The following is a 14,114-nucleotide window of genomic DNA, read 5'->3' on the forward strand; positions in this document are numbered from 1 at the left end:
TCCCCCCTGCTGACCCAGTATATGCGGCATGTACATTCCCACGCAGGAAGAACGGTATGCAAAAAAAGGGTTCGTCTCCCTCATCCTGTGCGTCGTGGTCCCCTCCTGCCTGTACGTCTCCCTTCTATCCAAGCAACTGATGATGGTGCGCGGACATGAATGGGAAGCCATCATGAAAATCTTCCTGGCGTTCACCTATCCGCTGGCGGCGCTCTTTGCCATGACGGGCATTCCGTTCTTCTGGTGGTCCGTGGGCATCTCCCTGGCGGTCCACGCGGGAATCGTCATCTGGCTGAAGACGGCTCCCCGCCTGTCGCCCAAAAAGGCCATCTGCATCGCCCTGTGCGTGGGAATGCTGGATTTCCTGTTTGTGAAAATATTCCCCTTTCCGGCGCAAATCATGGGCTGAACTGCCCTGCGGAACGCCCGGAATGTTCCGTCCTCCGGTTCAGGACTGCTTTTTAGCCAGGGCAATAATCTGCCTCTTGATCTCGCGCGCCGCTTTTTTGGAATCCGCCTGGTAGGCCTCATACGTAAAGCACTGCGCCCCGGAGCCGTCGCTGGCAGTCAGCACCAGCTTGGGATAAAACTTGCCCTTTTCCAGGGCCTCCTTCACGGGAGCGGCCACCGTGGACTTGCCTCCCTTCACCGGGAGATAAACCAGCACGCACCGTTTTCCCACGGCTTCAAGAAATCCCTCCGTCACGCCGGCGGCCAGCGGGCAGGTCGTGGCCGTGTTCGTATAAAGATAGGCCACGGGCTTCTTTTGCTCTTTCGCTGTTTTCAGAGCCTCTTCCATTCGGTCCGTGGTGAAAGTGCTTTTGGGCAGCCTGACATCCGCCCGTGAATGGGGGGACGCGGCCAGAAGACAGACACTCAACAGGGTAATTAACATTTTCATAGGCCGCCACCATACGGGCTGCCCTGGGGCATGTCAAAGACAAAGCTCCCCCGTTTAATCTTGAACGCCAGGGCGCGGTATGGCAGAGTGCGCCCACGCATTCGTCGCGCCTGTGGCGAAATTGGTAGACGCGCCAGACTTAGGATCTGGTGCCGAAAGGCGTACAGGTTCGAGTCCTGCCAGGCGCACCATTTATGCCCCTCCTTAAGTAAACAACTTGAAGGGGGGTTTTTGTTTATGATGAAAAATTGGACCCTTTCAAGCCGCTTTCGCCCCTATTTGACAAGGTATTTCCGCCATGCCAACTACATCATGCACGGGTATTTGGCCGCCATGTAAAACAACAATCCAGTGCCTTATTCATCATTATCTACGCTTGTCACCATCAGGTAAGGCGATTGGATGAATTACTCCGCAGTAATGACAAGAAGTACCCGGCTGACGGCTCCCAACAGAAAAGCCGGCGGCCGCCCTTCGCACTCGCCTGCCCTGTCCGTACATTTGGAAGTCAATTCGTGCACCCGGCAAAGAGAATATTCAAAAAATCCTGCTTAAAAATTAATTTAAAATCCTTATTATCAACACAAAAAAATAATCATGAATACCATACCCAAGAAAAAATAGAACCCGTTAATATCGGAAATTTCATACCACACCCCCAACAATACGGTCACAACTGTCTCCCGGCCGCTATCAGGGCCCGGCTCCATTTATTCCCAGAAGGCGGAGAGTAAAAACCAAACCGCTGATTACCAATTATAAAGGCTTGTTAACATTTGACGCCAATCCGGCAGTATTGTCCTCCGTCGGCCTGAGATCGTGCGTTTCGGTCATCTACACATCGACAGACATACACGCTCAAGCATGCGCCCATGTTCATCACGCCAATTGCGGAACCCTCACACCAACTGATATTTATCAAGCTATCCAGTCTCTTTACCCGGATAATCCAGACTATTCACCCGATCCCCGTAAAATCTATGTAGTCTATGCCCACCTCGGCAGCAACAATCTATATGAAGTGGAAATCAAAAAATTGCCGGAATGCGATATTCTCATAAACAACATCATAGAAATAGAAGAATTGCCTGTAGATAACTTTGGAATAGATAATAAGGGCTGCATAGGTTGCTCTTAATGACGTACCCGCATGCCCGCGCTCATTCCCTTTTCCGGAAGTTTACCTGAACTTTTTCAGGAAGGGGGCGATGAACGCCGTGCCCAGCCCCACCAGGGCAATGAGGGAGAAGGACCACCGGAGGGAGAAAGCATGGGCAATGTGGCCGATGACCGGAGGCCCCAGCAGGAAGCCCAGAAAGCCGATGGTGGAGACGGAGGCCAGGGCTACGCTTGGTATCATTTTTTTGGATTTTCCGGCCATGCTGTAGCAAAGGGGAACGATGGAGGAGGTTCCGAAGCCCACCAGCAGGAAGCCCAGCGTGGCGGACCACAGCATGGGGAACAGGACGGAGACCAGCAGCCCGGAGGCAATGAGAATGCCGCTGGCGCGCAGCACGCGCACGGGGCCGAAGCGCATCACCATGCGGTCCGCCGTAAAGCGTCCCAGGGCCATGGTGCTCATGAACGCCACGTAGCCCATCTGCACCAGTCCGGGACCGGGCTGCACCACGCTTTCAAAGTACACGCCGCTCCAGTCAAACATGGTTCCCTCGCTCACCATGCTTCCGAAGGCGATCAGTCCGATCACCAAGACATAGGCATCCATGCTCCGGAACATGCCTCCGCCCTGGGTGGAGGAGCGGCGTGCATCCCGCGGCAGGAGGGAGGGGGAAAAGACGGCCAGAATGACCATGCACATCAGGAAAATGGCGATGAAGTGCATTTCCGTGGATACCTTCCAGTCCACCATCACCGCCCCCAGCAGGGCGCCGAAGAATCCCGCCAGGCTCCACAAGCCATGGAACCGGGCCATGATGCTGCACTGGTACAGCCGCTCCACTCCCACGCCCTGCGTGTTGACGGAGATATTCGTCAAATTAGCGGCCACCCCGAAGAAAAACAGCCCCGCCGCCAGTTCCCAGAAGGAGGACGCCATGCCCAGATACACAAGCACGGCGGGATAAAAGATGGAAGCCGCTATCAGTATCCTCCGGCTGCCGCAACGGCCCACCAGATAGCCGGACAGCGCCATGGCGGACATTTGCCCCACCGGAACGGCAAAGAGCACGGAGCCAAGGTCGGCGTCATTCAGTCCCAGCGCATTCTTGATGTCCGGAATACGGCACGCCCAACTGGCGAATACCAGGCCCTGGAGAAAATAGAAGGTGCTGACCGACAGGCGGTAGACTCCCTGCGTCGTTTTGGGAAGAGGCAGATTCATGCTGGATTTCCTGGTCACGCAGACGCTATCCCCATTCCCTTTCCCTGGCAAGAGAAATCATCTTTCATACAATAAGAATTTATCCGCAAAAGAGACATAGAGGCAAGGAATAAGCCTTAAGGGGATTTTTCCCCGCCATAGGATTTCCCAGGGTTGTCCCCTCTCTTCCCCATGAAAAACGCCGCGTTCCCGACGGAGCACGGCGTTTGATGAAATGGAATAAGGAAGGGTCAGCGGGGATCGTGGTGCCAGTTCAGGGCCCCCTTGCCCAGCGCGTACAGGTAGGCCACCAGCAGAATGCCGATGAAGATGCACATGGCCGTGAAGGATTCCGGATTCATCATCACATAGTCCCGGAAGTTGACGGCCCAGGGATAGAGGAATACCACTTCCAGGTCAAAAATGACGAAGAGCATGGCCACCATGTAGAATTTCACGGAGAACATGGGAGCGCCTTCCCCCATGGGAATCATCCCGCATTCGTAGGGAATGTCCGCAGGCTTGCGCACGGAGGAGCGCTTGCCCATCAAGATACTGAGCAACAAGATAATGCCGGCCAGCCCCAGGGCTGCCACCACTTGCACAAGCACTGAAAAGAATTCCTGATTCATGACGTCTGGCACGGATGTACCATATACGCCCCGGAAAAGCAAAACTAAAAAGGGCGGCGGCTTTCATGCTGACGGGGGCGCCCGTTTCCTCCCGGAACCGGAACCGTTATGATGGACCGCGTTCCCCATGTCCCTGCATTCCTTCCTCCAGTCACGGCTCTGCCGCACATTTTCCTTAGAAAAACGGGCGGCGCAACGGTTCCACTCTCCGGAACCGATACCGCACCGCAGCCACTGGAGCATCGTCAAATGGATGCTCACGCGCCGTCCGCGCCCCTATCCGTCCGTGGCGGAAAACGCCCGTATTCCCTCCTTTCATGTTCCCGTGGAACGGGGGCAATGGGAGGCCGTCATGGTCAATCATGCCACCATCCTGATCCGGCTGCACGGCCTGAACGTGCTGACGGACCCCGTCTGGTCCGGCCGCGTGAGCCCCGTGGCATGGATGGGCCCCAAACGGAAGCGGCCCGCGGGTATCGCATGGGAGGATCTGCCGCAGGTGGACGCCGTACTGGTTTCACACGACCATTACGACCATTTTGACGCGCCCACCCTGAAAAGGCTGGAGGAACGCTTCCACCCCGTCTTTCTTGTTCCTCTGGGGCTGCGCCGCCTGCTTCTGCGCCCTTGCGGCGCACAGGCGCAGATCCGCGAGCTGGACTGGTGGCAGTCCGCCGCCCTGCCGTCCGGGGATGGGGAAACCACCGTCACCTTCACCCCCGCACGGCATTACAGCGGCCGCAGTCCATTCCACGGAGACGCCAACCGGTCCCTGTGGGGAGGCTTTTTCCTGCGCGCGGCGGACGGTCCGGGCATTTATTTTGCCGGAGATACGGCCCGGACACGCTTTTTCGCGGAAATACGGGACCGCCTCGGCTCTCCGGACCTGGCCCTTCTTTCCATCGGGTCCTATCTTCCGGAAGAACTCATGGCAGGCGTCCATCTGTCGCCGCGCGACGCAGTCCGGGCCTTTAAAACGCTGCGCGCCAGGCAGGGCATGGCCTTCCACTTCGGCACCTGGCAACTGGCGGACGACGGCTACCAGGAAACGCTGGACGATTTCCGGGAAGCCCTTCGCCGGGAAGGCGTGGAGGAAGCATCCTTCATTGCCGCGGACAACGGGTTTACGCTCCCATCAAATGGAGAACCCAGTCCCCAGCCGCTTCCATCAGAACCAGACACCCCGCCAGAATCCCAAGAAGGGGATCCTCCAGCTTGAACAGCAGAAAGCCAGTTCCCGGCAAAACGCCGCCCACGCAGGCGAACACGGCCATCACCGGCATGGAACATAAGCCTGCCAGCCACGCCAGGATGCCCCATGCCCTTGTTTTACCAGTTTCCCTGCTCCCGGCAATATGGACCGGACGGCTCAGCAGTCCCCGGCCCCACCCTGCGGAGCATGGACCTCCAGCAACTTTCCGAGCACCTGCATGACTCCGTTTTCCTGATTGGACGGGGCCTCAAACGCGGCCATGGCACGGATTTCCGGCACGGCGTTCGCCACGGCATAGCTGAACCGGGCCTGCCGCATCATTTCCGCATCATTCATCTGGTCCCCAAAGACCATCGTTTCCTCCGGAGAAATGCCCAGTTTCCGCTGAATCAGCTCCAGGGCGGCGCCCTTATCGGCCCCCTTCCGGCTGATGTCCATCCATTTTTCTCCGGAGACGGCCACCTGGAAGCCATGCTCCAAATGCTTCAGGCGGGGATAACTGTTTTCCTTCGCTCCCTTGAAGTCATATACGGCTATTTTCAGCAGCTTGTCCCCCTGCACGTCCAGCAGGTCATCCACCTCCTTGCAGCGGGTGTAATACCGGCGGGCCTCCCGGACGAATTCCGGCTGTTTATCTTCAATATATGCGGAGTCCAGGCCCGCAAGGACAATGCACGTCCCTTCAATGCGCCTGATCATGGCAATCAGCCCGGCCACCGTTTCACGGTCCATGTCCAGCACCAGCCATTCTCTGGAACCAGACGCCACATAGGCGCCGTTTTCGGCAATGAACAGCATCCGGTCCGCCACGGGGGCAAAGGTCCGGCGCAGTCCGTCATACTGGCGCCCGCTGGCCGCCGCAAAGCGGATGCCCCGGTGTTCAAGTTTTTTAAAGAGGGAGAAAAACGCAGGGTCCAGTTCTCCCTTTCCATTGAGCAGCGTTCCATCCATATCGGACGCAATAAGTTTGACGGAGTCCATAACGTTGCCTGAATCATCATGCGCCGTTTCTTCCAAGGCAAGAGCGGCTTCAGACAGCACGGGCCAGGCGGCGGAAGAGACGTTTCAGCACACAGTAACGGAAATGCCGCCTTTTTTCCGGCTGTTTTTACGGAAAACTGGTGCTCCCTGCATTTTTTAACTTCAATGGCAACAACAGCAAATGAAAGAAATTTTAAGACAGACGTCACAACCGCAACGCCTAACGCATCATACCGGATTGTGAATCCGGAGGGAGATTTTTTCCTGCCTGACATGGAAAAGAAGCCCGTGGATAAAGTCATTTGCGAGGGTGGCGGAAAATATGGTGTCATGCCCCGGACGTCATATTGGACATGGGTCTTATGATGTGGTTCATTTAATTCCAATTATTTGAATTATGTCCGGATTCACAATCCGCCGTTTAAATTTCCATATAATTCGCTCCGGGCATTCCTTGCGCGTACCATTTTTTCATTGCCCGAAGTTACGGATTCCTGCATCATGGCTTTTTGCAGTTCCCCTGCTTATGATACACACGACCTTAAGAAAGAAAACCCTCTGGTTTCTTGGAGCTTTGAGCGTTTTTGCGGCTCTTGTCGCAGGCTCCACCATTTTCTGGTTCCTCAGGAATGACCCTTCCCCCGCGGAATGGAAATTCAACCCTATCTGGACAAAAGCGGAAAGGGAGCAAATTCTTACCGCAGCGGATTTCACGGCGCACCGCAGCCCGGAGCGTTTCATTTTCCGCGGGCTTTCCCCAATTCCCGCCATATTGACTGGCACATGTTTTCCGAGGTTTCCATGCGCCAGTACATGCAGGACGAAATCAGGGAAAGGCTCCAGATGATCCGGAATACGGCGGAGAGCGCGGACGGCCGCTGCAGCACCTCGTCCCACGAAACCCTGCTGCACCTGGCTGCGGGGCTCGGAGAGGTGCAATTGCTGGGCCGCCTTCTGCAGCGCAACGCGGACCCGAACCTCCAGATCATCCTGCCGCACCAGGCCCTTCCCTCCATCCCGGGGTCCGAACAGGGGGATACACCCCTGACTTATGCCTGCCAGCCCGGAATGGACGATACCAGACCCCTGCCGGTGCACAACAGGCTTTCCTGCCTTAACCTGCTGATCCAGAACGGCGCGGATGTGGATAAACCGGGCCCGATGGGCTGGCCTCCCCTCGTCATGACCTGCGTAGCCGGCATCGGAGGGGCGCCCTATGAGGAAACGGCTCTGTTTCTTCTGAAATGCGGGGCGGATATTTCCCTCCAGCCGGAATTGAGGGGTAAAAAAACCAGTCTGCTGACCTGGGCCGCCGCTGCCGGATACCCTCTTCTGGTCCGCAAGCTTTGCGAAGCCGGGTATGATCCCAATTTCCGCGGAGAGATGACCCCTCCCCTTCTTTCCCTGAACCTGAACACCCCGAAAACCGCGCTGCAAATCGCGCATACCCTGCTGGAGTACGGGGCGGACGTCAACGCGGCCATGCCCATGAACACGGCTCCGCCGGATTCCGGGGGAGACACGGCCCTGCTGAACCTGTGCCGCCAATTGGCTTTCATTGATATATCCCATCTCCCCCAAATCAGGGAACTGGTCAATCTTTTCATCAGCGAGGGGGCGGACGTCAACCATCAAAACGCAGCCGGGGAAACGGCCCTCATGCTGTGCTGCCGTGACATGCTGCTGGGGGACGATTCCCTTGACCGCCTGAAACTGGGCATTGCACGCCTGCTGCTGGACCACCAGGCAGACCCTTCCCTGCGTGACAAGTACGGGCGCACGGTCCTCCAGCAGATAGGCAACCGGTCAAACGACCATCTGCACATGGTCCTGAAGAACCTGCCGGAGTTAAACGCTTCACCGCTTCCGAAAAAGAGAGGCCGCTGAGTTCCTGCCGCCCCCCTGCGGCAGGACGCCTTTTATTTCACCCGGGCGTTCACCGTATCCAGCAGGATGCCGGCATCCGGTTTGGAACCGGTGCTGATGAAATGGATGTAACTGGCTCCGTTGGGAGATTGATTGGCCATTTTCAGCGTTCCGGCCTTCTTCCCGTCCAGGGAGACCACAGCCTGCGGCCCCTGCCACAGAATGGAAATTTCATGCCACGCGCCGGGCGCAAAAGGAACTTTTTTCATGCCCAGCAGCAGATGGGGCGCGGGCTTCAGCTTGATGGGGAAGGTGAACAGGGCGTAATCCTTCGTGGTGGTATCACAGGCATTGAACAGGCGGTCCGTCAGGGAAACCTGAAGGCCGGAATCGTCCGCCTGGTCCCCGTCCGCCACACGGAAGCGGAACTTGACCAGCCCCGTGGTCCCGTTCGGGAAGTTCCAGGTGGCGCCCCCGTTCTGGTAATCCACATTGGATTTCTCATTAACCAGTTCTGGATCATTCAGGCGTTTGATTTGCAGCACTTTTTTTCCACCTCCAGAGGGGTCGGGCACCAGTTCAGCGGAGGGTTTGCGGTTATAGCTGCAATGGCCTTTTTTCTGGGGGATATAGGTATGGATGGTCCACTGGCCGTCCAGGTCCCTGCCCGTCTGCGTGGAACGCGTTTTGGCAGCCACCCAGCGGCGGTCCACAATGACCAGGCGGCGGTGGTTTTTGTGCTGCCCCAGGGAAATCAGGATGCGGTTCTTGTCAAGCTGCACCATTTCACTCTGGTGCTTGCCGCGGTCCTCCGGACCGTCCAGGGTGGCATAGCCGGGATGGTTGCGGTGTTCGTCCAGAATGATTTCCCGGAATCCGTACCAGGTCTTGCCCTCGTCATTGGAAAGGGCAATGTGGTGGGAATCACGGTTGGTGAACACGTCCTCCCACGTGCCGTTGCCTGCCGTGGCGTTTTCAGGCAGGGCCATCGTGTTCGTCCACAGGGAGACGATGGTTCCGTCATCCAGGCGGCCCAGCGTATTCATGGTCAGGGTTCCGAAGAAACGGGACGGCTCCGGCTTGCTCCATGTTTCACCGAAATCCTTGGAGAAAGCCTGCCACGCCTGGTCCTGGGAGGTGCGGGCCAGCGCCCACAGGGTGCCGTCCTTCATTTCCAGCACTGTGGCTTCCACGGCATTGTTGAACCACCTGACGCCCTGGTGGGGCGGCCTGGCTTCATGCTTGGGAGAGGTAACGCCATTTTTGGACACGCGCCAGGTCAGGCCTCCGTCGTCGGAAATATGGAACTTGGTGCCGCCGCCCATGTTATGGAACGGCACGATCACCCTCCTGCCCTTGTTGACAAAGGTGGGCGTGCGCATGATGCCGCCCAGTTTTTTCAGATTTTTCTGCTTCTCCGGATTTTTCCAGTCTTCCTCCAGCTTGCCGTCGTTCGTGACCGCAAACCACTTGCCGTCCAGGCCTCCCTTGGAGAGGAAGATGAACCCTCCGATGGGCTGCACGCGGATGAATTCCCTGGTCACGGGGTTGCGCGCAATCGCCGGGGATTCCTTGGGAATGCCACCGTAGTTGGGCGGGTAACCGCTCGGAGCCGCCTTCATTTCCCAGGTCTTTCCGTTGTCCTTGCTGACCAGGTAGTCCGGTTCCTTGCGGGTGCCGGAGTAATGGCGGATTTCACGGGAGTTCACGCGGATGAGGCCGCGCCCGGCATCGGACGGCGGCGTAGCGACAATTTCAGGCTCCGGAGCGGGAGCGGCGTTCTGCTGGGCATAACAGCAGCAGACGGAACCGGCAAACAACGCAAACAACAGGTTTTTCATAAATCAAATACTAAAGGCGGTACATTTTCCTCAAACAGGACTTCCCCTTCAAGCACAATTCCCTCCTTCCTCAAAAAGACCACCGTCAGGAATGCTTGCCCGCGGATTTCCCGCCGCGGTATTTCGCATCCAGCTTTTTCAGAAGTACGGACAGTTCCTTCTCCAGCACCTCATACCCTTTGGCGTTGGGATGCACTACATCCTTCATCAATTCATTGCGCGGAGAAACGCCGTCCGCGGAAAGGAGAGCCTTCCCGGATCGGCAAAAAAGACGTTTTTTCCATTCTGCAGCTTTGCGAGCAGCTTGTTCGTCTGCTTCACCGGCTCCGCCAGGTTTTTCTCCCTCCTGGGCAGAATGCCCAGCAGCAGGATTTTGGAAGAGGGGCATTTCTGATGCACCAGGCGGACAAATGCCTTGATATTGTCCGCACAGGCCTGCGGAGCATCCTTCCGGTGGCCCAGATTGTTGGTTCCCAGCAGAATAATGATGACCCGCGGGGAGATGCCGGCCAGCTCCCCGTTCTGCACGCGGTAATAGGCATTGTCCACGTAATCAAAGCCAAAGCCCATGTTGGTCACCGCATGGGGACCGAACAATTTCTCCCAGGAGGCCTCCCCCGCCTTCCTGCTGTCTCCGGAGGGTTCCCCTCCCCAATGATGGGTGATGCTGTCCCCTATCATCACGTATTCCGGCTTCACGGCCCGGTTCCGCTTCTTGACGGCTTCATGCCGCGCATTCCAGTCATACGGATCCCGCTGGTGGGGTTCCGGCTTCAGGGTGGCGGGCAGCGCGGCCGCAGGAGCGGAAAATGCGGGGAGCGCCAGGCAGGCGGCGCCCAGCAGCGCAGTGAACGTATACAGCAGGGAATTCATGACGGAAAAACGGAATTGAAAAGCAGTTTAAGGAAATACTTCCACGCATCAAGACCACATGCTGAAGCGGCCTTTCCCGGAAGAAAAAGACCACTGCCCCGACAGCCGGCCATGCCGCGCCGGAACATCAGGACGCGCATCCTCCCATTCCTGTCTTACCGAACTACGGAACCTCCCTTGTATCTGCCGTCTATTTTCTCCAGAAGCGAACTCAATTCCTTCCCCAGCACGTCATATCCCGCAGCACTGGGATGCAAGCCATCCACCAGCAGGCCGCTCTTTGGCGACACGCCATCTTCTGCCAGGAACGCCGTGCCCGGATTGGCAAAAAACACCCTCTTTCCATCAGCAAGAACGGATATCATTTTATTGGTTTCCACAATCAGGGGCGCCACCGCCTTTTCCTTCCTGGGCAGAATGCCCAGGAGCAGGATTTTAGAGGCCGGGCACTTCCGCCCCACCAGGCTCACAAAAGCCTTGAGGTTGTCCGCGCATGACTGGGGGGTATCCTTCCTGCCGCCAAGATTATTGGTTCCCAAAAGCACGATGATCACGCGCGGAGAGATTCCGTCCAGTTCCCCAAGCTGCACACGGTAGTAGGCATTGTCCACGTAATCTGAGCCAAACCCCATATTGGTCACCGTATGAGGGGAGAAAAGATTTTTCCATGCCTCCTTTCCCGTCCCCAGGCCCCTGTTGTCTCCGGAAGGCTCCCCTCCCCAGCGGTGGGTAATGCTGTCGCTAAAGACGGCATATTCCGGATTAACGCTCCGGTTCCTCTCCATCACGGCCTTATGACGGCCATTCCAGTCATAAACGGCGCGCTCGTTCACCTGAGGCTTTAGCGTAGACGGCAGCTCATTGGCGCACGCGCCGGAGAAAAAGGCTGCGCAAGAAACTCCCGCCAGCAACAAACAGAGGAATGAATGGGATTTCATCAAAATGATAGTTAAAATATTGTTGGCGGCAATTTGGAGAGTAAAGAAAAAACTATCCCCCATAACCGTAAATTTCCCTCATTTTTTATTCCGGAACAGCCAGATGCCTGAAACAGACCAGCGCAACCGTTCCAGTTCCCCCGCCTGGAAGAATTGGCCTTGTTGACCGCTAACATTCCCGGTATAATCAGGTGGTGCGGAGTTTCGCCGCTTCCGGGCTTTCAGCGGGCGCGGAGCGTCTTTCTCCGGTCTTCTTCACTACATCCTATTTATGATCAGCATAGTAAAAGACTTGAAGGAATCCCCCGCCCTTCCGCAGGAATGGCAGGGATTCAAGCCGGGAGCATGGACGGAGTCCATTGACGTACGGGATTTCATCCAGAACAACTACACGCCCTATTCCGGCAATGAAGAGTTTCTTTCCGGCCCTTCCCAACGCACGCTCCGGCTCTGGGAGGAACTGAAAGTCCTGCTGAAACGGGAAATAGACAACGGCGGCGTGCTGGATGCGGACCAGGAAGTGGTCTCCTCCATCGTCTCCCACAAGCCCGGCTACATTGACAAGGAGCTGGAAGTGGTGGTGGGCCTCCAGACGGACGCTCCCCTGAAACGCGCCCTGATGCCCTTCGGCGGCCTGCGCATGGCCCAGCAGGCCCTTGAATCCTACGGGTTCAAGATGTGCGAAAAAACGGCGGATATTTTCAACAAGATACGCAAGACGCATAACGAGGGCGTTTTCGACGCCTACACCTCCGACATCCGCGCCGCCCGCTCCGCCGGCATCATCACCGGACTTCCGGACGCCTACGGCCGCGGCCGCATCATCGGGGACTACCGCCGCGTGGCCCTGTACGGCACGGACAAGCTGATTGCCGAACGCCGCAAGGATCTCAAAAACCGTGAAAATTCCCCCTTACGGATGAGCTGATCCGCCTGCGCGAGGAAATGAGCGAACAAATCCGCGCCCTGGAGGAACTCGCCCGGATGGGCGCCTCCTACGGCTGCGACCTCAGCCGCCCCGCCGGGAACGCCCGCGAAGCCGTGCAATGGACCTACCTGGGCTACCTGGCCGCCGTGAAGGAACAGAACGGCGCGGCCATGTCCCTGGGCCGCGTCTCCACCTTCTTTGACATTTACTTTACCCGCGACCTGGAACAGGGCCTCATCACGGAAGAGGGAGTGCAGGAAATCATTGACCAGTTCGTGATGAAGCTGCGCATCGTCCGCTTCATCCGCACGCCGGACTACAACAACCTGTTCTCCGGGGACCCCACCTGGGTGACGGAATCCATCGGCGGCATGGGGGAAGACGGGCGCACCCTCGTCACCCGCAGCTCCTTCCGCATGCTCCAGACGCTGTACAACCTGGGTCCGGCTCCGGAGCCGAACCTGACGGTGCTGTGGTCCGGGAACCTGCCGGAAGCCTTCAAGAATTTCTGCGCCAAGGTTTCCATTGAAACGTCCTCCGTCCAGTACGAGAACGACGACCTGATGCGCCCGCACTGGGGTGACGACTACGGCATCGCCTGCTGCGTGTCCGCCATGCGCATCGGCAAGCAGATGCAATTCTTCGGTGCGCGCGCCAACCTCGCCAAGTGCCTGCTGTACGCCCTGAACGGCGGCGTGGACGAACTCAAGGGGAAACAGGTGGCCCCGCCCTCCCCGCGCTATACGGAGGAAGTGCTCAAGTACGACGAAGTGATGGCCCTGTACGACAAGATGCAGGACTGGCTTGCCAAAACCTACGTTGACGCGCTGAACATCATCCACTACATGCACGACAAGTACTGCTATGAACGCATTGAAATGGCGCTGCATGATCCGGAAATCCTGCGCACCATGGCCACGGGCATCGCCGGGCTCTCCGTGGCCGCGGACTCCCTGTCCGCCATCAAGTACGCCACCGTGAAGGCCGTCCGCAATGAAGAGGGCCTGATTGTGGATTTCAAGACGGAAGGGGAATTCCCGTGCTACGGGAACAACGACCCGCGCGTGGACGAAATCGCATGCAGCCTGGTCAGCAACTTCATGGAAAAGCTGCGCAAGCTTCACACCTACCGCAACTCCCTGCCCACCCAGTCCATCCTGACCATCACCTCCAACGTGGTGTACGGCAAGAAGACGGGCAACACGCCGGACGGCCGCCGCGCCGGGGAACCGTTCGCGCCCGGCGCCAACCCCATGCACGGAAGGGACAGGAACGGAGCCGTGGCCTCCATGCTCTCCGTAGCCAAACTGTCCTATGGCGACTCCCTGGACGGCATCTCCTACACCTTCTCCATCGTGCCGCAGGCCCTGGGCAAGGAAGAAGGGGAACGCCGCACGAAGCTCGTCTCCCTGCTGGACGCCTACTTTGCCGCCACCGGGCACCACATCAACGTGAACGTGCTGGAGCGGGAAACCCTCCTTGACGCGATGGACCACCCGGAAAAATACCCCCAGCTCACCATCCGCGTTTCCGGCTATGCCGTGAACTTCATCAAGCTGACCCGGGAACAGCAGCAGGAGGTCATCAACCGCACCTTCCATACCCGTTAACCCAGCCAGGA

General features: G+C 57.7%; 13 protein-coding genes, 1 tRNA gene and 1 pseudogene. 7 read left to right on the forward strand and 8 right to left on the reverse strand.

Features of this window, described 5'->3' with window-relative positions; genetic code table 11:
* Positions 1 to 28 precede the first annotated feature (28 nt).
* Positions 29 to 409 carry a hypothetical protein gene (locus tag PVA48_RS01240; protein ID WP_022396598.1) on the forward strand — a complete coding sequence of 127 codons (381 nt, stop codon included), beginning with the start codon at positions 29 to 31 and terminating at the stop codon, positions 407 to 409.
* Between the two features lie 39 nt (positions 410 to 448).
* Here the strand turns inward: PVA48_RS01240 and PVA48_RS01245 are convergent, their stop codons facing one another.
* On the reverse strand, positions 449 to 901 hold the full coding sequence (locus PVA48_RS01245; protein ID WP_102726952.1) for a hypothetical protein: 453 nt from the start codon (positions 899 to 901) through the stop codon (positions 449 to 451).
* A gap of 106 nt (positions 902 to 1,007) precedes the next feature.
* On the opposite strand from PVA48_RS01245, the gene PVA48_RS01250 reads away from it, so the two are divergent.
* Together PVA48_RS01250 and PVA48_RS01255 are read left to right on the forward strand one after the other, a co-directional pair.
* Positions 1,008 to 1,092: transfer RNA gene (locus tag PVA48_RS01250), tRNA-Leu, on the forward strand.
* A 575-nt stretch (positions 1,093 to 1,667) separates the two neighbouring features.
* Positions 1,668 to 2,039: a hypothetical protein gene (locus tag PVA48_RS01255; RefSeq protein ID WP_146021218.1), complete on the forward strand. Its 372-nt coding sequence runs from the start codon at positions 1,668 to 1,670 to the stop codon at positions 2,037 to 2,039.
* Positions 2,040 to 2,081: 42 nt separating this feature from the next.
* On the opposite strand, the gene PVA48_RS01260 is transcribed toward PVA48_RS01255, so the two are convergent.
* Together PVA48_RS01260 and PVA48_RS01265 are read right to left on the reverse strand one after the other, a co-directional pair.
* The gene (locus PVA48_RS01260; RefSeq protein WP_102722937.1) at positions 2,082 to 3,242 is read right to left on the reverse strand and encodes an MFS transporter; all 1,161 of its coding nucleotides are present in this window, start codon (positions 3,240 to 3,242) and stop codon (positions 2,082 to 2,084) included.
* Positions 3,243 to 3,472: 230 nt separating this feature from the next.
* Positions 3,473 to 3,853 (reverse strand): NADH-quinone oxidoreductase subunit A, encoded by a 381-nt coding sequence (locus tag PVA48_RS01265; RefSeq protein WP_022397226.1) that lies wholly within the window; start codon positions 3,851 to 3,853, stop codon positions 3,473 to 3,475.
* A gap of 127 nt (positions 3,854 to 3,980) precedes the next feature.
* On the opposite strand from PVA48_RS01265, the gene PVA48_RS01270 reads away from it, so the two are divergent.
* The gene (locus PVA48_RS01270; RefSeq protein WP_102722936.1) at positions 3,981 to 5,072 is read left to right on the forward strand and encodes an MBL fold metallo-hydrolase; all 1,092 of its coding nucleotides are present in this window, start codon (positions 3,981 to 3,983) and stop codon (positions 5,070 to 5,072) included.
* A 150-nt stretch (positions 5,073 to 5,222) separates the two neighbouring features.
* Here the strand turns inward: PVA48_RS01270 and PVA48_RS01275 are convergent, their stop codons facing one another.
* Positions 5,223 to 6,047, reverse strand: a complete 825-nt coding sequence (locus PVA48_RS01275) for a Cof-type HAD-IIB family hydrolase (RefSeq protein WP_102722938.1) — start codon at positions 6,045 to 6,047, stop codon at positions 5,223 to 5,225.
* An 18-nt stretch (positions 6,048 to 6,065) separates the two neighbouring features.
* On the opposite strand from PVA48_RS01275, the gene PVA48_RS01280 reads away from it, so the two are divergent.
* Positions 6,066 to 6,413: a hypothetical protein gene (locus tag PVA48_RS01280; RefSeq protein ID WP_215451264.1), complete on the forward strand. Its 348-nt coding sequence runs from the start codon at positions 6,066 to 6,068 to the stop codon at positions 6,411 to 6,413.
* 417 nt (positions 6,414 to 6,830) lie between these two features.
* Positions 6,831 to 7,934, forward strand: a complete 1,104-nt coding sequence (locus PVA48_RS01285) for an ankyrin repeat domain-containing protein (RefSeq protein ID WP_423232106.1) — start codon at positions 6,831 to 6,833, stop codon at positions 7,932 to 7,934.
* Positions 7,935 to 7,966: 32 nt separating this feature from the next.
* Here the strand turns inward: PVA48_RS01285 and PVA48_RS01290 are convergent, their stop codons facing one another.
* The 4 genes from PVA48_RS01290 to PVA48_RS01305 all read right to left on the reverse strand — a co-directional run bounded on the left by PVA48_RS01290 (position 7,967) and on the right by PVA48_RS01305 (position 11,460).
* Positions 7,967 to 9,754 carry a sialidase family protein gene (locus PVA48_RS01290; RefSeq protein WP_102722748.1) on the reverse strand — a complete coding sequence of 596 codons (1,788 nt, stop codon included), beginning with the start codon at positions 9,752 to 9,754 and terminating at the stop codon, positions 7,967 to 7,969.
* 85 nt (positions 9,755 to 9,839) lie between these two features.
* Complete coding sequence (locus tag PVA48_RS01295) at positions 9,840 to 9,962, reverse strand: hypothetical protein (RefSeq protein WP_423232107.1); 123 nt, start codon at positions 9,960 to 9,962, stop codon at positions 9,840 to 9,842.
* On the reverse strand, positions 9,962 to 10,627 hold the full coding sequence (locus tag PVA48_RS01300; protein ID WP_423232108.1) for a GDSL-type esterase/lipase family protein: 666 nt from the start codon (positions 10,625 to 10,627) through the stop codon (positions 9,962 to 9,964). The genes PVA48_RS01295 and PVA48_RS01300 overlap by 1 nt, the downstream gene beginning before the upstream one ends.
* Positions 10,628 to 10,782: 155 nt before the next feature.
* Positions 10,783 to 11,460, reverse strand: coding sequence for a GDSL-type esterase/lipase family protein (locus tag PVA48_RS01305; RefSeq protein WP_249852992.1), 678 nt, complete (start codon positions 11,458 to 11,460; stop codon positions 10,783 to 10,785).
* A gap of 376 nt (positions 11,461 to 11,836) precedes the next feature.
* On the opposite strand from PVA48_RS01305, the pseudogene pflB reads away from it, so the two are divergent.
* Positions 11,837 to 14,103, forward strand: a pseudogene (pflB, locus tag PVA48_RS01310) (formate C-acetyltransferase).
* Positions 14,104 to 14,114: the final 11 nt, after the last annotated feature.

The sequence above is a fragment of the Akkermansia sp. JRP_AM1 genome (assembly GCF_049262625.1).
In the GTDB taxonomy this organism is placed as follows: Bacteria; Verrucomicrobiota; Verrucomicrobiia; order Verrucomicrobiales; family Akkermansiaceae; genus Akkermansia; species Akkermansia massiliensis.